Below are 18,380 nucleotides of genomic sequence, written 5' to 3'. Positions count from 1 at the left end.
TTCGAAGGAATTTGCAAAAGTTTTCGAAAACTTTTGCGTCCCTAGCCCGCCGTCTCGGCACAGTGGCGCCGGAACGCCCGCTTCAACAGCTCCAGCTCGGCCCGCAGCAGGCTGACCTCGGCGCGCAGGTCCTCATCCGGGGGCAGGCCCGCGACCAGGGTGATCTGCGTCAGCACCTCATCCCCCAGCCGCAGCAGCACCACTTGCACCCCTTCCGACAGGATATGGCCCGGCAGCGGCACCCGCACCGCATGGCCCTGCTCGCCCGGCAGCGCCGCGACCTCGACCCCCGGCAGGGGCTGGCCGTCATGCAGCGCCTCGACCGCCGGGGCCGCGCCGCCACCGGTCAGCACGCCCTCCCAAACGCCACGGGCTATCCGGGTCTGGCTTAGCATCGGTCTGGCCATCGCGTCCTCACAACTCGGCGCGCGGGCGGCGGCTGACCACCACGTCGCGCAGAAGGATGCGGGTCTGGGCCGCATCGTTGAAGATCAGGTCCAGCCAGACCCGCTCGATCCGCCCCGCACCGATCTGGCCGTAAGCCAGGTCGAACTCCGCCCATTTCTCAGGCCCGTCCGGCAGGTCGCTGATCATCTGCGCCACCGCGTCGCCATGCTTGATGTTCAGCCGGGCATAGGCCTTCAGCGGCCGGTCGGCCTCGATCACCGCGTCCAGCCGCACCAGATGGCGCAGCCCCAGATCACCGACCGCAGCTTCCGGGAAACTGGCCGACAGCGACAGGAAACTGCCGCGAAAACCGAACACCTCAACCGCCAGGGCGTAGGGCGCGCGCAGCGCGTCGGCCCCGCCCTGCACCTGGCGCAGCGCGATTTCGGACAGCGGGCAGTCGTGATACAGCGCCAAGTCATCGCTGATCTGCGTCGCCCGATCCGCAGCCACCAGGCCCGGTTGCGGCAGCGAGCCATGCCAGGCATCCGGACGCCAGACCCAGTCGGTGCCCAGCGCCATCCGGGGCGGCTCGCCCTGCAACAGCGGCAGGGACAGGCGCGCATCCGCGGCGTGGATCACCCGGTCGATCTGCCGCCGCATCAGGCGCGCCTCGCCGCGCAGGGCGCGCAACTCGAACGGGTCAAGGTCCGGGGCATCGGCGCTGGCCTGCGTCCAGCGCCCTTGCACCCGGCGCAGGCACCAGCGGTCGATTGCCTGCGCCAGCCGCCCGGCCATGATGCCTTACTGGTCCATGTAGACGTGGCTTTCGCCCTTGGCCCCCGGATGGGTCACGGCCCCCCAACGCGCCCCACCGCACAGCTTGGCGAACTTGTGGACCGCGCCGCTGGTATAGGCCGTCTTGCGCGGCCCTTTCCACTCGGCCTTGCGCTTGGCCAATTCTTCGTCCGACAGCGCCACCGACAGCTCGCCCGTCACCGCGTTCAGAGTGATCACGTCGCCGTTCTGCAAAAGCGCAATCGGCCCGCCATGCGCCGCTTCCGGCCCGACGTGACCGACGCAGAAGCCCCGCGTCGCGCCCGAGAAACGGCCATCGGTGATCAGCGCCACCTTTTTGCCCATGCCCTGACCGGACAAGGCCGCCGTGGTCGACAGCATTTCGCGCATCCCGGGGCCACCGGCCGGGCCTTCGTTGCGGATGACGATGACCTCGCCTTCCTTGTATTCGCGCTTCTTCACCGCCTCGAACGCCTCTTCCTCGCATTCGAAGACGCGGGCCGGGCCGGTGAAAACCTGCTCGGCCTCGGTCATGCCGGCGACCTTCACGATGGCACCATCGGGCGCAAGGTTGCCGCGCAGCGACACCACGCCCCCGGTCTTGGTGATGGGGCTGTTGATGTGATAGATCACCCGGCCGTCCGCCTCGCCCCGGATCTCGTCCAGGCTTTCGCCCAGAGTCTTGCCGGACGCAGTGATGCAGTCCAGGTGCAACAGGCCGGCCTTGGCCAGTTCCTTCATCACCACGGCAACGCCGCCCACCTCGTGCAGGTCCTTGGCGACGTACTTCCCGCCCGGACGCAGGTCGACGAAATAGGGCGTGTCCTTCATGCAGGCCGCCACGTCGAACAGGTCGAAGTCGATCCCCGCCTCATGCGCGATGGCCGGCAGGTGCAGCGCCGCATTGGTGCTGCCCCCGGTGCAGCCCACGACGCGGGCGGCGTTTTCCAGCGACTTCCGCGTGACGATGTCCCGCGCGCGGATGTTCTTCTCGATCAGGTTCATCACGGCCACACCCGAAGCCTCGCAGAACTGGTCGCGGCTCTCATACGGTGCCGGGGCGCTGGACGAGTTCAGCAGCGCCAGGCCAATCGCCTCGGACACGCAAGCCATCGTGTTCGCCGTGTACTGCGCGCCGCAGGCACCCGACGACGGGCAGGCCACCCGCTCCATGATCTCAAGCTCGGCATCCGACAGGTTCCCGGCCTGGTGCTTGCCCACAGCCTCGAACATGTCCTGCACGGTGATGTCCTGCCCCTTGTAGCGGCCCGGCAGGATCGATCCGCCATAGATGAAGACCGACGGCACGTTCAGCCGCACCATCGACATCATCATCCCCGGCAGCGACTTGTCGCAGCCCGCAAGGCCGACGATGGCATCGTAGCAATGCCCGCGCATCGTCAGTTCCACCGTGTCGGCAATCGCATCGCGGCTGGCAAGCGAGGAGCGCATCCCCTCATGCCCCATGGCGATCCCGTCCGTGACAGTGATCGTCGTGAACTCGCGCGGGGTGCCGCCGCCTTTCTTGACACCCTGCTTCACGACCTGCGCCTGACGGTTCAGCGCGATGTTGCAGGGGGCCGCTTCGTTCCAGCAGGTCGCCACGCCCACCCAGGGTTGGTGAATTTCCTCTTCCGTGATGCCCATCGCGTAGAAATAGCTGCGATGCGGCGCGCGGGCGGGGCCCTCGGTCACATGGCGGCTGGGAAGCTTCGACTTGTCGAAACGGGCATTGGTCATGGCGGTTCCTCACGGGGCTAGGCTTGGCCGCAAGGGATAAAGGCCCGCCCCGTCCGGGGCAAGCCGAATTGCCGTGGCTCAGCCGCCGTTCAGGGCCACCGTGGCCTGCTGCATCACGCCGTCCAGTTGCAGCCGCAGGCCGTTGATCAGCGCGACATAGCTGTCCAGCGGCCCTTCCAGTGCCGGGACCAGCCGCGCCAGCGTCGGCGAGGCGATGTAAAGCCCCGACCCGATCATCGCGATGGTCATCACCACAAGGAAGCCGCTGCGGAAACCGCCCCGGCCTTCTGCTGCCGGCGGTGGCATCCCGGTGTCGGGCTCGTCGCCGTCCTGCGGGTGATCCGAGGGCCGGAGCGAGGAATTGATCTCTTCGACATCCGGCAAAAGATCCCGCCGGGCCGAGGGTCGCGAGTCGTCGACCGCTGCTTCCTCAGCAACGACCGCCACAGCCGCCGCCGCAGGCACGGCCGCGACCCGCGCCACCGTATCGACACCCAGGTCGGGCTGGGTTTCGGGGAACCCCGCCTCGGCCCGACGCACGCGGGCCTCGCGCTCGGCCTCCTCGCGCAGGATCGCCAGGACGGATTCGTCCACCTTGTAGCTTGTCCCCGCCTCGGGCTCAGGCTCGGAGGCCGAGGCAGACTCTTCGACCGGCGCGGGCTCTTCAACCGGGTCCGGCTCTTCGACCGCAGGCGCGGTGGGGATTTCCTCGGGCGCCTGGTCGGGAACTTCGACCGGCTCTGGCGCTGGCGTCTCCTCCAGCGGCGGCAACTCGGGTTCCGGCTCGGCTGCGGCGGTCACTTCGGGTTCCGGGGCCGTCTGCGCGACTGGTTCTACGACGGGCTCGGGCTCGACAACGGGCTCGGGCTCTGCCGCAACAGGGGCCGGCGCGGCCGCAGGCTCGGCCACCGCCGCCGCCGGACGCGCGCGCATCTGGAACCAGGCATGGCCGCAATTCGCACACTGAACATCGCGGCCGCTGTCCGGGATCGCATCGTCCGGAACCTCGTATTTCGCTTCGCAGTTCGGACAAACCAGCCGCATTTTCGTTCCCTCAAGCCTTGTTTCCGGCTTCCGCTCACGGATTTGTAACCGTTAATTCCTGTTGTTCCAAGGCTTTGTCGCGCGCCCTTTTACAATCCTTCCGGCCTGTGCGATGGAAAGCGCAGTCCAGCCGCACCGGGCGCTTTGTCCGCCGCCCGACACAGCAAGGGAACCCGACGTGATTGCCTTCGAAAACGTGGCCTACAGCTATGGCGGCGGAGACCTTCTGTCCGACGTCTCGCTGCGGCTTGCGCCCGGGTCTTTCCACTTTCTGACCGGTCCCTCGGGCGCGGGCAAATCCACCTTCCTGAAACTCGCCTATGCCGAGCTTCAGCCCACCAACGGCCGCGTCACCCTGTTCGACCGCGACGTCACCAGCCTGTCGCGCGATGACGTGGCCCGAACCCGGCGCCGAATCGGCATCGTGCATCAGGACTGCAAGTTCCTGGACCATCTCACACTTGCCGCCAACATGGCGCTGCCCTTCACCGTCTCCGACCGCGAAAGCGACCCGCAGGACATGGACGACCTCCTCGGCTGGGTCGGCCTTGACCACTTGGCCGACGCCTACCCGCTGCAACTGTCCGGCGGCGAACGCCAGCGCGCCGCCCTGGCCCGTGCCGTCATCGTCGACCCCGACGTGATCCTGGCGGACGAACCCACCGGCAACGTCGACTGGGAGATGTCCTTGCGCATCCTCACCCTGCTGGTCGAGTTGAACAAGATGGGCAAGACCATCCTTGTCGCCACCCACGACCTGAACCTGATCCGCCAGGCCAAGGCGCAGATCCAGGCCCGCGTCCTGCGCATCGCCAAGCATCGCGTCCAGCTTGCGGGGGCCGATCTGTGAGGTTCCCCAAGGCCAAGCCCGCCAGCCCCGCCACCCGCGCGCTGCAGGTCGTCCCGCCCTCTGGTCCGACCGCCTGGCTCACGACCTTCACCGCCGGCGCGATGACCTTCCTCTGCGTCTTTGCCCTGGCGCTCTCGCTTGCCTCCGGCCGCCTGGCCGACCGCTGGTCCGACGCGCTCGCCAAGACCGCCACCATCCGCCTCTCCGCCCCGGTCGAGCAGGTGCAGCTTCAGACCGACGCGATCCTCGCCACCTTGGCCACCACCCCCGGCATCGCCAGCTTCCGCCTGATCGACGACGCCGAGACCCGCGCGCTTCTGGAACCCTGGTTCGGCCCCGGCCTGCCGGTCGAGGCCCTGCCGATCCCCCGCCTGATCGAGGTGGTCGAGGCCGAGCCGGGCTACGATTCCCAGGGCCTGCGCCAGCGCCTTGCGGCCGAGGCCCCCGGCGCCGTCCTCGACGATCACACCCGCTGGCGCCGCCCCCTGGCCGAGGCTGCGGGCCGCATCCGCCTCTTGGGCGTCCTCTCCATCGCGCTGATCGGCGCTGCCATGGCGGCGATGATCACGCTGGCCGCCCGCGCGGCGCTGGCAACCAATTCCCAGGAAATCCGCGTCCTGCGGCTCGTTGGCGCCAAGGACAGCTACATCGCCCGCGCCTTCGTCCGCCGCTTCACCCTGCGCACCCTTGGCGGCGCGCTGGTCGGCGCCGCCGCCGGCATGGCCGGGGTCGCCGCCCTGCCTGCCGCCGATGCCGCCGGCGGGTTCCTGACCGGCCTTGGCTTCACCGGCACCGCCTGGCTTTGGCCCTTGGCCCTGCCGCCCCTCGCCGCCCTCGTCGCCTTCCTTGCCACCCGCCGCGCCGCCTTCCAGAAACTGCGAGAGCTGACATGACCCCGATCCGCTGGCTTCTCAGCCTGGTGTTCATCATCCAGATGTATCTCGCGATGGCGGTGATCGCGGTGGCCTTCGCCCCCTGGGCGCTCTTCTCCCGCCAGGGCGCCCGCACCGCCTGCAAGACCTATTGCCGCTGGGTGATCTTCACCCTGCGCCTCCTCTGCGGCACCCGCTGCGAGGTGCGCGGGCTTGCCCCCACGGGCGAGGCGGTGATCGCCGCCAAGCATCAAAGCTTTCTCGACATCATCCTGATCTTCAACGCGGTCCCCGCCGGCAAGTTCATCATGAAGCGAGAGCTGATCTATACCCCCTTCCTTGGCCAATACGCGCTGAAGATCGGCTGCGTCCCGGTCAATCGCGGCAAACGCGGCGCGGCGATTGCCAAGATGAAGGCAGACGTGGCCAAGGGCACCGCCGAACCCGGCCAGCTTATCATCTATCCGCAAGGCACCCGCGTCGCCCCCGGCGCGTCCAGGCCCTACAAGGTCGGGACCGGCCTTCTTTATGAGCAACTCGCCCAGCCCTGCGTGCCAGTGGCAACCAACGTGGGCGTGTTCTGGCCCAAGCGCGGCGTCCTGCGAAAGCCGGGGCTCGCGGTGGTCGAGTTTCTGGACCCCATCGCCCCCGGCCTGAAAGTGCCGCATTTCATGGCCCGGCTTGAGGAAGAGGTCGAAACCCACTCCAACCGCCTGATGGCCGAGGCCGGGTTCAACGGCTGATGGCAACCCGGGCCGAAAGCATCGCGCACCTGCTTGATGCCTTGGCCCCGCTGCCGCTTTCAGCCCGCAAGATGTTCGGCGAATACGCGCTTTATCTCGACGGCAAGGTCGTGGCGCTGGTCTGCGACGACCAGTTGTTCTTGAAACCCACGCCCGGCGCGCAGGCGGCCCTTCCCGGCTGCCCCACCGGCCAGCCCTATCCCGGCGCCAAGCCGCACCTACTGGTGGCCGAGGCGCTGGATGATCCCGCTCGGGTCGTCCTGGCCCTCAAGGCAATCGCCACTGACCTGCCCGCGCCCAGGCCGAAGCGGCCCAGGTCTTGACCCGGCAGCCCTTTCACATTTGCACAAATATCCCACGGGAGGTCCGGAGGGTGTGAAACCCTCCGGGGCCAGCAAAGGGTGCAACCTTCGGACTGGATCAGCACCGCCGACGACCGCCACAACCACGACAGCCACCCGGCAGGGGCCGCGATCGTATCTCACCACATCATCGCGCCTGGCTTGACCGCACCCGCTCCTGCATCCTGACGACGGCGGAACGGAAAGGAGCGGGCCGCTCGCCGAGCGACAACGCGGTCACATCCCTGCAGCCGACCGGCATTGCCTGACGCGCAGCGGACAAATACCCCCGAAGTCGGTTCGACCGGGTCGGCAAGAAACCCTGGAAAGTCCTGATCCGCCTTGCCAGGATCGACTGGCATCGCCCCTGCCGACTGATCCCATGGCACGCCGGGCGACCCGTCGCAGAAGCCTACCCACAGTCGTCAAGATCCTGCGCGATCACCGGGGCCGCGGTGACAGGCGGTCTGGCAGAGACCGTGGCAAAGCCTGTCCCGGACCTCACCACGCCCTGCGGCAGCCCCCCGACGAGAAGCCGAAGGCGCACGAGGAGGCATCCTGAAAGGGCCTCGGCCAAACCTTTCCAGATCCCTAACGCCCGCGATCAAGTGATTGATTTAAAAACAGATCCAGCTTTTGTCCACCGTGGACAGATCAGCTCATCGGGCAGTCCGCGACCTCAAGGTCCAGCGCCAGCCGCGCCTCCGGCCCATAGTCCAGCCCCGAGACGTTGATGAACAGCGCCCCCGCCTCGGCCCGCACCTCGGTCACCTGCATCGTCGTCGCCGCCCGGTCGATGGCCACCCCCTGAAACAGCGCGCAGTCCGTTTCGAACCGCAGGACATAGCCATTGAAGGTGGCCTCATAGAACCGCCCCGCCCCGCGCGGATAGCTCAGCTCAATCCGGGTCGGCCCGATCTCGACCGTCACCGGCACCACATCCAGCCCGCCGGTCAGACCCTCCGGCTCCAGCCCAAACTCGACGCCCTGGCCCACCGTCACCGTCCGCCCCCGCGCCGCCAGATAGGGCGCGGCGGGGTCGTCCCAGGTTTCCACCGTGAAAGTCACCAGCCGCCCCTCCAGCGTGCCGCCCGCGGCCGGGGCCGCCAGCAACGCCAGCAGGACCGCGGCCCGGATCACGCGAACTTCAGCGCCACGATCCCGGCCAGGATCAGCAGCACCCCGGTGACCCGCATCAGGTTCACAGGCTCCTGGAACAGGAACACCGCCGCCACCGCCGTCCCCACCGCGCCGATGCCGACCCAGACCGCATAGGCCGTCCCGACCGGCAGGGTTTTCATCGCCAGCGACAGCAGCCAGAACGACCCCAGGGCCAGCACCACCGTCACGACCGAGGGCCAGAGCCGCGTGAACCCTTCCGAGTATTTCAGACCCAGCGCCCAGCCGGTCTCCATCAGGCCGGCGATCAGGACGATGATCCAGGGATTCACGCCGCCAGCCCCTTGGACCCCATCTCCAGGAACTTCTGCCGCCGATCCTTGACCAGCGCCTCGGGCTTCTTGCCGGACAGGTCTTTCAGCATCGCTTCGATGGCCTTGCCGACCGCGTCGATCGCTTCCTTGGGGGCCCGCTGCGCGCCGCCCATCGGTTCCTTCACGATCCGGTCGATGATCCCCAGCTTTTGCAGATCCTGCGCCGTCAGCCGCAGGGCCTCGGCGGCCTCGCGCATCTTCTCGGCGTCCTTCCACAGGATCGAGGCGCAGCCTTCCGGCGAGATGACCGAGTAGACCGAATGCTCCAGCATCGCCACCCGGTTCGCCGTCGCAAAGGCCACCGCCCCGCCCGACCCACCTTCGCCGATCACGACGCTGATCAGTGGCACACCGATGGCCAGGCATTTCTCGGTCGACCGGGCAATCGCCTCGGCCTGCCCGCGTTCCTCGGCCCCCTTGCCCGGATAGGCGCCGGGGGTATCGACCAGCGTGATCACGGGCAGGCGGAAGCGGTCCGCGAGGTCCATCAGCCGGATCGCCTTGCGATAGCCCTCGGGCCGCGCCATGCCGAAGTTACGCTCGATCCGCGACTTGGTATCGTTGCCCTTCTCGTGGCCGATGATCACCACCGGCTGGTCCTGGAAGCGCGCGATCCCCCCCATGACCGCCTGGTCATCGGCAAAGGCCCGGTCCCCGGCCAGCGAGGTGAATTCTGTGAACAACCCGTCGATATAGTCCTTGCAATGTGGCCTGTCGGGATGCCGGGCGACCTGGCACTTTTGCCAGGCGGTCAGCGTCTTGTAGAGGTCACGCAGCGCGGTCTCGGCCTTGCGGTCCAGCGCCTCGGCCTCTTTGGTCAGGTCCATGCCGCCGCCGGTCTTGGCCAGCGCCCGCAACTCCTCGGCCTTGCCCTCGATCTCGGCCAGGGGCTTCTCGAATTCGAGGTAGTTCATCGCGCGCGCTCCATCTTCCGGCGCTGACTATATGGCCAAAGGGCGATGCAAACGCAACCGCCGCACCCGGGATCGGCCTTGCGCCGCCCCGGCAGGGCCGTCTAGCCTGCCCCGACCCTGTCGATTGACCCGGACCCAGCGTGACCCTGTTTCTTGCCAATGACACCAGCGACGTCCCCCACGCCGGCTGCAAGGCGGTGATGCGGTCGCTGAGTGCGGCGATCGCCGGGGCGGGATTGCAAATCACCGGGCGCCACATCACCGGCACGCGTGACGTGGACAAGGTTGCCTTCGCGGCTGCTGAAGCTGTGCTGGTCAACGGCGAGGGGACCATCCACCATTCAGGTCCGCGCGCCCTGTTCCTGCTGCAGTTGATCCAGCGCGCCAAGGCGCAGGGCAAGCGGGTGCTGATGGTGAACGCCCTGTTCCAGCAATACGACGCGCCCGCCAACGACATCCTGTCCGACCTGTCCCTGCTGACCGTGCGCGAGCCGCGGAGTGCCGCCTTTGCCCGCCGCTTCGGGGGGCAGCCGCTGACCCTGCTCGACTCGGCCGCCGATCCGGCCTTTCTGACCAAGGGCAAGGCGCGGCGGCTGGAGACTGGCCGGGTGGTCGGCGGTACGCATCGGCACGGGCTGATCCCCGACCTTTTCGACGACGAACCTGGAGAGAAGCTGACCCTGCGCCGCCATGCGTTCGAGGATATCGTCGCCACCCTGCGGCAGGCCGAAATCTATCTGACCGCGCAACACCACGGCGTCTATGCCGCCGCTTTGGCCGGTTGCCCTTTCGTCACCAGCCCGTCAAACAGCCACAAGATCGAGTCTTTCGTGGAGTGGACCGGCCTGCCGATCCCGATCGTTCTGCGGCAGGACGAGCTGGAGCCGGCCATCGTCTTTGCCCTGCGCAATCGGTCGATGTATCTGGAATTGGCCGATTTCATGCGTCAGCAATCGGTGCTGACTGCGGCCCATCTGCGCGACGCGCTGGCGTGAGATTTGGGAAATGGTGGCGAGGGGGGGACTCGAACCCCCGACCCTGCGATTATGAGTCGCATGCTCTAACCAACTGAGCTACCTAGCCACTGCGGCGCGGATTAAGGGCGCCAGTGGACGAGGTCAAGGGCGAATCGCCGCCTATGGGGGTGCGGTCCGGCCATTTGGCCCTATATGCATCAGTATGCATATTTCAGGCTCTACCGGGTTTCGCACCAGACAGGTGCTGGCCGATCTAGACAGGGTTGCGACGCGGGTCGTGCCGGACGATCCGGCCGGCGCGGCAGCACGGCTTTTGACCGGGGTCATCACTGGCGGCTCGGTCAGCGACGCGGATTGGGATCTGGCCCGGCAGGGGCGCGGGTTCCGGCAGCGGCCGAACGCGGTTCGGGCGGCGCTGATGAACGCGATCGAGGAACTGCGCGTCCTGGGACAGATTTCCGGGACCTGCCGTCCGACGGCGGACGACCTGGTAACAGCGACGCCAGGCGATCTGGAGGTGGCGCTGACCGGCCTGGTCCGAAGCATGACGCCGGCCGAACTGGACCATGTGGCGCGGGCGGATTTCGGAGCGGATGCAGACCAGCACCGGACCGCACTGGCGGCGCTGCTGCTGGACGACCGGTTGGCCTATCCCGATCTGTCGGGCGTTCCGTCGCGGGTTGTGGACCTGGTGGCGAATGCGCCTGGCCAGCCGGGGCATGTGCCCTGTCTGGCACTCACCCTGCTGCACGCGCTGCGGATCGGTGATGCCCGTGGGACGGCGGCGCGGCGGCTGGAGGCCCAGTTCGCCGAAATCTCGCGTCTGCACCCGGACACGCGCGAGGTGCTGCTGGCCGGGTTCCGCCATCTTTACGAGACCAACCGACAGTGGTCGCCGAAGTTGCCCCCGGCCTTCACCCTGCCCTGGACCGGCCCGGCCTAACGGGCGACGCGCGGGCGGCCCGAGGCGGTGGCGGTCAGGCGGGCCTCGATGAACATCCGGCGGCCCTCGATATCGACCTCTTTGACATCGCGGTCCACGGTGACGCGCAGGTCCACGGCGCCGGCCTGACGCGCGCGGTCCGACGCATCGGCCACCAGCGCCACCTCCAGCGCCGCAAGCGCGGCGTCGGCCGAGGTAAAGACCTCGACCCCCTCGGCCAGGTGCGCCACGAAGCGCCCTTCGGCGGGAGAGGAGACGGTGCCGGTCGCGCGCTGGCTGACCTGGCCCGCGACCGCGCCGATGGCGTTCGCCACACCGGCATGTTCGGGCAGGATCATCTTGCAGCCCAGCCGTTCGCCCACCGCACCGTAATAGGACGGGGCCGAGGCACCCAGACCGATCACCGGCACGCCAAGGCGCAGGCTGACCTCGACCACGCCGCGATGCTGGTTCAGCCCCGCTTTGGTCAGGGGCTGGCGGGCCAAGGCCTCGGGCTGGTCGGCGGTAAAGGCCGGGTCCTCGGCGAAGGCGGCTTCCAGAAGGCAATCCACGGTCTGCTGGGTCAACTGATCGACGATGGCCTGGGCCAGGGGGTCCGGCCCGGGCGCAAAGCGTTCGCCCGCGCCGGTGCGCCGGCGCGCCATCAGGCGCAGCGCCTTTTCGGCGGCCGCGCCGTCCCAGCTGTCCAGCCGCCCCAGCACATGGCTGGCGTCCGAAGGTGTGACGCCCGACAGCATCACCAGCCCCCGGGCCACCAGCCGCTCCAGCGCCGCAACCTCCAGCCGCGAGGTCAGGGCATGGGCCATCGGCATCGGCGCGGTGATCCGGTCCAGCACGGCAAGGTCGCGGGCGTTGAGGCCCCCGCGCTGGCCGGTCATCGGCACGACAAAGCGACCATCCATCTCGCCCACCGCTTCGGACGAGAGCCAGCGGTCCAGCGCGGCATGGACCATGGGCCCGTGATCGACCGCCAGCAGCGAAACCGGCAACAACCGGCGCGGTCCAAGGCGCAGGCCGCCCTTCAGCCCCTCGGTGACCAGATGCACCTCGCTGTCGCCGCCCAGACCCGAGGTGCGCATCGCCACCGCCTCGACCATGGTGCGGAAGCCGCCGACGCGGGCACCCTGGGGGTCGATCTCGGGCAGGCCGTCGCGCAGAAGGGCGACGTCGGTCGTCGTGCCGCCGATATCGCTGACCAGAGCGTCCGGCTCTCCGGTCAGCCAGCGCGCACCGACGATGCTGGCGGCGGGGCCGGAGAGGATGGTTTCGATCGGGCGCTCGCGCACCATGGCGGCGCTGATCAGGGCGCCATCGCCGCGCACGACCATCAGGGGGGCGTCGATGCCCGTCGCCGTCAGGTGCCGCTCGCAGGCGGCGACCAGGCGGTCGATCATGCCGATCAGCCGGGCATTCAGGACGGCGGTCAGCGCGCGCTTGGGGCCGTTCAGGTTGGCGGACAGTTCGTGGCTGCAGGTCACCGGGCGGCCGGTGACGCGGCGGATCAGGTCGCGGGCGGCAATCTCATGCGCCGGGTTGCGGGTAGCGAATTGCGCGGCGACGGCAAAGCCCGAGACCTCGTCGGCCTGTTCACGGACCAGAAGCTCCAGGAGCGACAGGTCCAGGGCCGTGACCTCGGTCCCGGCATGGGTGTGACCGCCGGGCAGGCGGATGACGGGATCACCCTTCAGCGCCTCGGTCAGCCCGCCGCGTGCAAGATCGCTGTCGTCAAAGCCGATGAACACCAGCGCCACGCGGGCGCCCTGGCCTTCGACCAGCGCGTTGGTGGCAAGGGTGGTCGACAGCGAGACCAGCGCCACGTCGGCAGCCTTGACCCCAGCGGCGGCAATGGCGGCATCGACGGCCTGGCCGATGCCGATGGCCAGGTCATGCCGGCTGGTCAGCGCCTTGGCCTTGCCCAGGACGCGGTTCGCAGCCTCGTCCAGGATCACCGCATCGGTGTAGGTGCCTCCGGTATCGACACCCAGAAAGATCGCCATTTCCGCCCCTTGCCCCGTTGCGCTTGCCCCGCCGCCGTCCTCTGCCAGCTACGGCAGCTTGCTGCCCCTGTCATCCCCGGAAGCGACACGCCGGGTCGGCCGCGCGGCGCGGGAGCGACGACGATGGGCCGGGGGCAGGCCAAGAAGCGTGCGGTACTTGGCGACCGTGCGGCGGGCGATGGGCGCGCCGCCTTCTGCCAGAGCCAGGGCCAGCGCCTCGTCCGACAGGGGGGCGGTGGCGTCCTCTGCGGCGACCAGCCGGGCCAGCCGGTCGCGGAGTGCGCCGGCCGAGGGGCCGCCTTCCCGCGGGGCCTGGGTGAACATCGCCCGCAGCCACCAGGTGCCGCGCGGCGTGTCGACAGCGGTGCCGGCGACGACGCGGCTGACGGTGCTTTCGTGCAGGTCAAGCGCCTCGGCCACATCGGCCATCCGCATCGGCACAAGGGCCGAGGGGCCATTCTCCAGCGCGGCCTGTTGCCGGGCAAGGATCTCTTGCGCCACTGTCAGAAGGGTGGCGTTCCGCCCCTCGACCAGACGGACCAGGGCGCGCGCTTCGGCCCGACCCTTGGCCCGGCCTTCGGCCACCGCAAGCGTGGGCAGGGCCGAACGATTCAGCTGCACGACCCAGACGCCTTCCCGCTTTTCCGCGATCAGGTCGGGCTCACGCAGGGGGGCGGCCATCGGCTCGAACCCGGCGCCGGGCTTCGGATCATAGCGGCGCAGGCGCGCGATATGCTGGCGGATGCTGTCCGGGTCTACGCCTGCCTCGCGTGCCAGCCGGTCGATATCCCCGCTGGCGACTAGGTCCAGCCGGTCCAGCAGGGTGGCCATGACGGCATCCAATTCGCCCGCTTCTTGCGCTTGCAGGCGCAGACATTCGGTCAGGTCACGCGCAAAAAGCCCGGTCGGCTCGGCCCGGGCCTGCAATCGTTGCAGGACAACCTCGACCTCGCGCTGCGAAGCGCCGGCACGGTGGGCAATGGCGGGCAGGGACGTGCCCAGCCAGCCCGATGGCTCCAATGCCTCGACCAGGGCTTCGGCAAGGCGGAGGTCACGGGGGGACAGGCGCAGCGCTTCGACCAGGGCCAGGGCATGCGAGACCAGGCTGGGCGCGGCCGACGCAGGCTCGGGCATCTCGGCGCCGGGGGTCAGGACCGAGCGCCAGCGCGGTGTCCAGTCCGCGGGGGGCGGCCGGGTGAGCAACAGTTGCGGATTCTCGGCCGCCTGTTCTTCCAGGTATCGCGACAGGCCGGCGGCATCGGCGCGCAGGATGCGAATCGACGCGGCAAGCGTCGTCGTCAGCGACAGCCGCTGCGTCTGCTGCACCGAAATGCGGCTTCTGGACTTCATCGGGCGATGGTTTCACGCGTGGCATGGGCTGGCAAGCCGCGCAGCGGAAATCGAAACGATTTCCGGACCGGAATTCTTCGGCAGAATTCCGGCGTCCCGGCCGCGGCGTCAGGCAAAGACGCCCTCGCAGTACCAGCCTTCGGTCACCGCCCCGCCGCGCCCGTAGAACAGCCACAACCGGTCGCCCCCCTCGGCCTCGACCCGCCAGTAGTCGCGGGTGCCTTCGCGCCAGTCGGGGTCCTCCAGCCACCATTCGGCCTGCAGCCGTTCCGGCCCCGCCGCCATCCGCACCGCAAACTCGCGCCGGCGCCAGCGAAAGCGGGCGGGCAGGTCGGGACCGTCCTGGGCCTCCACGGGTTCGGGGCGGAACATCACCAGCGGCCGCGGCGCGCGCGGGGCGGGCCAAGGGCCGTCATGCGGCTGGCTCCAGGCTGCCATCAGCACCTGGGCGCCTTTCGCGGGCACATGGCTTTCGGCCGGATGCAGCCGCGTCACCGCCCCGTCGCCCAGCCGCGCGCCCAGCCGGCCGACCAGATCGTCCAGCGCATGGGGGTTTGACCGGCCGGGCTGCGCGGCATGTTCAAGCGGGCTGCGGTGTTGCAGCGGGGCCTGCGCCTCGGTCGTCAGCGCCTCAAGCCGCAGGCAGTCAATCCCGAAGCCCGCGTCGATCCGGTCCAGCTTCAGGTGCAGAAGCGGCCGGATCCGGTCGGGCGTGTTCGCCGCGCGGGCCAGCCCCACCTCGACCGAGGAGACCCCGCCATCCGCCCGGAGCGCCTGGAACACCAGCCGCCGCACCCCGCGCCCCTTGGCCTGCAGCTTGGCGCAGAAGGGTGGCAGCAGCCGGTCCAGCGCCGCCTCGACATCCGCGCGCAGGCCGATCGGGTCGGGCAGCGTCAGCCGCACGGCAAAGTGCAGCGGCGGGCGGACGGGGTTCACCGGCTCGGGCTCCATCCCCAGGGCCTGGTCCAGGCGGCGCAGCGTCTCCATCCCGAAGCGGCGGGCCAGCGCCGCGCGGGGCAGGACAATCAGGTCGCCCACCTGGCGCAACCCCAGCCGCATCAGGCGGTCGACAACGTCCGCTTCCAGCCGCAGGGCGGCCAGCGGCAGGGGGCGCAGCGCCTCGATCAGGTGACCGGGGGGCGCGATCATCGCCGTATCGGCCCCCCGCGCCGCCACCGGCCGGGGCAGGCTGCCGCCGCGTTCCCAGCCCCGCCGCTTTGCCGCGCGCGAGCGGGTGGCCCGCGCCTCCTGGTCGATGGCATCGCCCGAGCGTAGGGGGGCCACCGTGCTGCGCCCATAGCGCGCCAGCGCCCAGGCCGCCCCGGCGGTATCGGCAATGCCGGCGCGCACGGTCAGGCCCAGTTCGGCGCAATCCTCGGCCACGCGGGCCAGCACCGCCGCTTCCCCGCCGAAAAGATGCGCGGTGCCGGTCAGGTCGATCAGCAGGCTGGCGGGCGGTTCATCCGCGATCCAGGGCGAAAAGCGCCCCGCCCAGCGCCGCAACACGCCCAGGAACCGCGCCTCGGCTAGGGGATCAGCAGGCACGGTCAGCAGGGCCGGGCAGATCGCGGTCGCATCGCGCAGGGGCTGGCCCAGGCGCAGGCCCGCCCCTTCGGCCCCGGCAGAAAGCGAGGCGAGGACCTGGGCGCCGCTCACCTCTTCCACCACGGCCAGGGGAACGGGCAGCACGTCCTGACGCAACCGCTCGACCCGTTCGGCGGCCAGCCGGGGGAACCATAGCGACAGGATGCGGCGACCGGGCAATTTGTTCTCCTTTCGTTCCATTGATTGCCACGAACCGCAAGGCGAGTCGAGTCTTCCCCAAGGTTGCGATGACAACTGCGTGATGGCAGATGACGCGGGCTTACGCGACGGAATGTCGCGCCTATAGTGACCGCGTCCATCCAGCACGGGAGCCAGTGGAATGCAGTTTGTCAAAGTCCTTGCCGTCGGCGCGATTCTTGTCGCCGGGGCCGCCTATGCCCAAGACGCGGAACCGACCGACCCCAACGCCATCGCCCGGTCCGAGCTGATGAAGCTGGTCGGCCAGAACACCGGCATCCTTGGCAACATGGCCAGCGGAAAAGAACCCTTCGACGCCGCCAAGGCCGAAGGTGCCAAGGCCGCCCTGATCGAGGCCGCCGGCAAGGTCGAGGCGACGTTTGCCGAACAGGGCGCGGCCGACCCGGTGTCGGAAGCCAAGCCCGAGATCTGGACCAACTGGGACGATTTCCTGGTCAAGGCCAAGGCGCTTGGCGATGCGGCGGGGGCCATCGATGTCGCCTCGGCCGAGACGATCGGCGCTGGCATGGGGGCCATCGGCGGGTCGTGCAAGGACTGCCACACCACCTATCGCGTACAGAAGTAAGCCACAGGCGAAATGGAATAGGCCCCGGTCATCAGACCGGGGCCTTCTGCTATCCGCAGCCTACGCTGCGAATGATTTCCGCGCGGTCAACGCTGACCCGCAACCGGTCCGAAACATCCTCCAGCGTCACGGTGCCGTCAGGCAGGGGGTAATCCACCTTGTAGCCGCCTTCCGGCACCGCGGCCTTCAGCGCAGAAAGCGGTTGGCCTACCAGCCCCTGCAACTCGTCCGCGCCGCAGCCAAGCGGCGGGCCCGAGGTGGTACAACCGGCAAGCAGCGAAGCCACCGCCAGTGACAGGGCCGGACGGATCACCCGCAGACAACCCGCTCGATCACGTCGCGGCGGTCCAGCCAGAAGTTCAGCCGGTCGGCGCGATAGTCCATCGTCACCGCCATGCCGTACTGGATCACCCGGACGTCCTGGCTGAAGCGCATCCCGTCCAGCACCACGCCGGGCTGGCCAACCAGGTACTGCAACTCGCTGGCGCCACAGGCATCGCTGGTCGGCGTCGGCGTGGGCAAGGGCTCGACACAGGCCGCAAGCAGCAGCGGGGCCGACAGAAGAAAGGCGGATAGGGGTTTCATGACGGATGTCCTGAATGGATGTTGCATGGGCGAATCCCTGATTGCTTTACGCCCGAGATTGGCACAGGTTCCGGAAAATCTTCAGGGAGGAATACCTTATGCGCACCCGTGCCGCCGTTGCCGTTGCCGCAGGCCAACCGCTTCAGGTCATGGAGGTCAATCTTGACGACCCCAGGGAAGGCGAGGTCCTGGTCGAGATCAAGGCCACCGGCATCTGCCACACCGACGAATTCACCCTGTCGGGCGCGGACCCTGAAGGCATCTTCCCCTCGATCCTGGGCCATGAGGGCGCGGGCGTCGTGGTGAGATGCGGGCCGGGGGTGAAAAGCCTGAAACCGGGCGACCACGTCATCCCGCTTTACACGCCGGAGTGCCGGGAGTGCCCGTCCTGCCTTAGCCGCAAGACCAACCTTTGCACCGCGATCCGTGCCACCCAGGGGCAGGGGCTGATGCCGGACGGGACCACCCGGTTCAGCATGCTGGATGGCACGCCGATCTATCACTACATGGGCTGCTCGACCTTCGCGCAGCATACCGTGATGCCGGAGATCGCGCTGGCCAAGGTCCGCGACGATGCGCCTTTCGACAAGATCTGCTACATCGGCTGCGGGGTCACCACCGGCATCGGCGCGGTCCTGAACACGGCTCAGGTCGAGATCGGGGCCAAGGCCGTGGTCTTTGGCCTGGGCGGGATCGGGCTGAACGTGATCCAGGGCCTGAAGATGGCCGGGGCCGACATGATCATCGGCGTCGACCTGAACACCGACAAGAAGGAATGGGGCGAGAAGTTCGGGATGACCCACTTCCTCAACCCCAAGGACCTGCCCCAGGGCACCTCGGTCGTGCAGGCCATCGTCGAGATGACCAAGACCCCCTTCGACAGGATCGGCGGGGCGGATTATTCGTTCGACTGCACCGGCAACGTCAAGGTGATGCGCGACGCGCTGGAATGCACCCACCGCGGCTGGGGCCAGTCGA

20 protein-coding genes and 1 tRNA gene are annotated in these 18,380 nt (G+C 68.8%); 8 read left to right on the top strand and 13 right to left on the bottom strand.

Translation table 11 applies throughout. The features are described from left to right. Positions 1-41: 41 nt before the first annotated feature. From CXR42_RS17835 to CXR42_RS17820, 4 genes are all read right to left on the bottom strand, one after another. On the bottom strand, positions 42-407 hold the full coding sequence (locus CXR42_RS17835) for a hypothetical protein (RefSeq protein WP_146038107.1): 366 nt from the start codon (positions 405-407) through the stop codon (positions 42-44). A gap of 7 nt (positions 408-414) precedes the next feature. Beyond that, positions 415-1,185 carry a DUF6478 family protein gene (locus CXR42_RS17830; protein ID WP_103258952.1) on the bottom strand — a complete coding sequence of 257 codons (771 nt, stop codon included), beginning with the start codon at positions 1,183-1,185 and terminating at the stop codon, positions 415-417. A 6-nt stretch (positions 1,186-1,191) separates the two neighbouring features. Continuing rightward, entirely contained in the window at positions 1,192-2,925 is a 1,734-nt protein-coding gene (ilvD, locus tag CXR42_RS17825) for a dihydroxy-acid dehydratase (protein WP_103258951.1), read from the bottom strand. 78 nt (positions 2,926-3,003) lie between these two features. Next, positions 3,004-3,969 (bottom strand): zinc-ribbon domain-containing protein, encoded by a 966-nt coding sequence (locus tag CXR42_RS17820; protein WP_103258950.1) that lies wholly within the window; start codon positions 3,967-3,969, stop codon positions 3,004-3,006. A gap of 178 nt (positions 3,970-4,147) precedes the next feature. Here CXR42_RS17820 and CXR42_RS17815 point away from each other — a divergent pair, with 178 nt between their 5' ends. From CXR42_RS17815 to CXR42_RS17800, 4 genes are read left to right on the top strand one after another with little or no spacing between them, the layout of a single operon-like run. Then, entirely contained in the window at positions 4,148-4,819 is a 672-nt protein-coding gene (locus CXR42_RS17815) for a cell division ATP-binding protein FtsE (RefSeq protein ID WP_103259117.1), read from the top strand. Continuing rightward, positions 4,816-5,712 (top strand): cell division protein FtsX, encoded by an 897-nt coding sequence (locus CXR42_RS17810; RefSeq protein WP_103258949.1) that lies wholly within the window; start codon positions 4,816-4,818, stop codon positions 5,710-5,712. The genes CXR42_RS17815 and CXR42_RS17810 overlap by 4 nt, the downstream gene beginning before the upstream one ends. After that, entirely contained in the window at positions 5,709-6,434 is a 726-nt protein-coding gene (locus CXR42_RS17805) for a lysophospholipid acyltransferase family protein (RefSeq protein ID WP_103258948.1), read from the top strand. The genes CXR42_RS17810 and CXR42_RS17805 overlap by 4 nt, the downstream gene beginning before the upstream one ends. Continuing rightward, positions 6,434-6,757 (top strand): TfoX/Sxy family protein, encoded by a 324-nt coding sequence (locus CXR42_RS17800; protein ID WP_103258947.1) that lies wholly within the window; start codon positions 6,434-6,436, stop codon positions 6,755-6,757. Before CXR42_RS17805 ends, CXR42_RS17800 begins: the two co-directional genes overlap by 1 nt. A 672-nt stretch (positions 6,758-7,429) precedes the next feature. Here CXR42_RS17800 and CXR42_RS17795 read toward each other — a convergent pair. The 3 genes from CXR42_RS17795 to CXR42_RS17785 are packed head-to-tail and all read right to left on the bottom strand — an operon-like array spanning position 7,430 to position 9,182. Beyond that, entirely contained in the window at positions 7,430-7,915 is a 486-nt protein-coding gene (locus CXR42_RS17795; RefSeq protein ID WP_103258946.1) for a hypothetical protein, read from the bottom strand. Continuing rightward, positions 7,912-8,226, bottom strand: a complete 315-nt coding sequence (locus CXR42_RS17790; RefSeq protein WP_103258945.1) for a DMT family transporter — start codon at positions 8,224-8,226, stop codon at positions 7,912-7,914. Before CXR42_RS17790 ends, CXR42_RS17795 begins: the two co-directional genes overlap by 4 nt. Beyond that, entirely contained in the window at positions 8,223-9,182 is a 960-nt protein-coding gene (locus tag CXR42_RS17785; RefSeq protein WP_103258944.1) for an acetyl-CoA carboxylase carboxyltransferase subunit alpha, read from the bottom strand. Before CXR42_RS17785 ends, CXR42_RS17790 begins: the two co-directional genes overlap by 4 nt. Positions 9,183-9,322: 140 nt before the next feature. Between CXR42_RS17785 and CXR42_RS17780 the strand changes: the two genes are divergently transcribed. Continuing rightward, entirely contained in the window at positions 9,323-10,177 is an 855-nt protein-coding gene (locus CXR42_RS17780; protein WP_103258943.1) for a polysaccharide pyruvyl transferase family protein, read from the top strand. 11 nt (positions 10,178-10,188) lie between these two features. Here CXR42_RS17780 and CXR42_RS17775 read toward each other — a convergent pair. Beyond that, a tRNA-Met gene (locus tag CXR42_RS17775) sits at positions 10,189-10,265 on the bottom strand. A gap of 135 nt (positions 10,266-10,400) precedes the next feature. Between CXR42_RS17775 and CXR42_RS17770 the strand changes: the two genes are divergently transcribed. Next, a complete protein-coding gene (locus tag CXR42_RS17770; RefSeq protein WP_103258942.1) occupies positions 10,401-11,102 on the top strand; it encodes a hypothetical protein in 702 nt (233 codons plus the stop codon). Here the strand turns inward: CXR42_RS17770 and CXR42_RS17765 are convergent. The 3 genes from CXR42_RS17765 to CXR42_RS17755 all read right to left on the bottom strand — a co-directional run bounded on the left by CXR42_RS17765 (position 11,099) and on the right by CXR42_RS17755 (position 16,213). Continuing rightward, positions 11,099-13,099 (bottom strand): hydantoinase/oxoprolinase N-terminal domain-containing protein, encoded by a 2,001-nt coding sequence (locus CXR42_RS17765; protein WP_103258941.1) that lies wholly within the window; start codon positions 13,097-13,099, stop codon positions 11,099-11,101. The genes CXR42_RS17770 and CXR42_RS17765 overlap by 4 nt on opposite strands. A 48-nt stretch (positions 13,100-13,147) precedes the next feature. After that, complete coding sequence (gene rpoN, locus CXR42_RS17760) at positions 13,148-14,449, bottom strand: RNA polymerase factor sigma-54 (protein ID WP_103258940.1); 1,302 nt, start codon at positions 14,447-14,449, stop codon at positions 13,148-13,150. Between the two features lie 108 nt (positions 14,450-14,557). Then, positions 14,558-16,213: a DUF6504 family protein gene (locus tag CXR42_RS17755; RefSeq protein WP_103259116.1), complete on the bottom strand. Its 1,656-nt coding sequence runs from the start codon at positions 16,211-16,213 to the stop codon at positions 14,558-14,560. Between the two features lie 160 nt (positions 16,214-16,373). On the opposite strand from CXR42_RS17755, the gene CXR42_RS17750 reads away from it, so the two are divergent. After that, positions 16,374-16,817, top strand: coding sequence for a c-type cytochrome (locus CXR42_RS17750; RefSeq protein WP_103258939.1), 444 nt, complete (start codon positions 16,374-16,376; stop codon positions 16,815-16,817). Between the two features lie 49 nt (positions 16,818-16,866). Here the strand turns inward: CXR42_RS17750 and CXR42_RS17745 are convergent, their stop codons facing one another. Further along, positions 16,867-17,130: a hypothetical protein gene (locus CXR42_RS17745; protein ID WP_103258938.1), complete on the bottom strand. Its 264-nt coding sequence runs from the start codon at positions 17,128-17,130 to the stop codon at positions 16,867-16,869. Continuing rightward, entirely contained in the window at positions 17,127-17,402 is a 276-nt protein-coding gene (locus CXR42_RS17740; protein WP_103258937.1) for an I78 family peptidase inhibitor, read from the bottom strand. The genes CXR42_RS17745 and CXR42_RS17740 overlap by 4 nt, the downstream gene beginning before the upstream one ends. 98 nt (positions 17,403-17,500) lie before the next feature. On the opposite strand from CXR42_RS17740, the gene CXR42_RS17735 reads away from it, so the two are divergent. Further along, a partial coding sequence (locus CXR42_RS17735; RefSeq protein WP_103258936.1) for an alcohol dehydrogenase catalytic domain-containing protein occupies positions 17,501-18,380 on the top strand: 880 nt, incomplete at its 3' end.

The organism is Tabrizicola aquatica (assembly GCF_002900975.1).
Taxonomy (GTDB): domain Bacteria; phylum Pseudomonadota; class Alphaproteobacteria; order Rhodobacterales; family Rhodobacteraceae; genus Tabrizicola; species Tabrizicola aquatica.
Note: the sequence above shows the minus strand (reverse complement) of the source record. Positions and strands in the feature narration are given on the sequence as shown.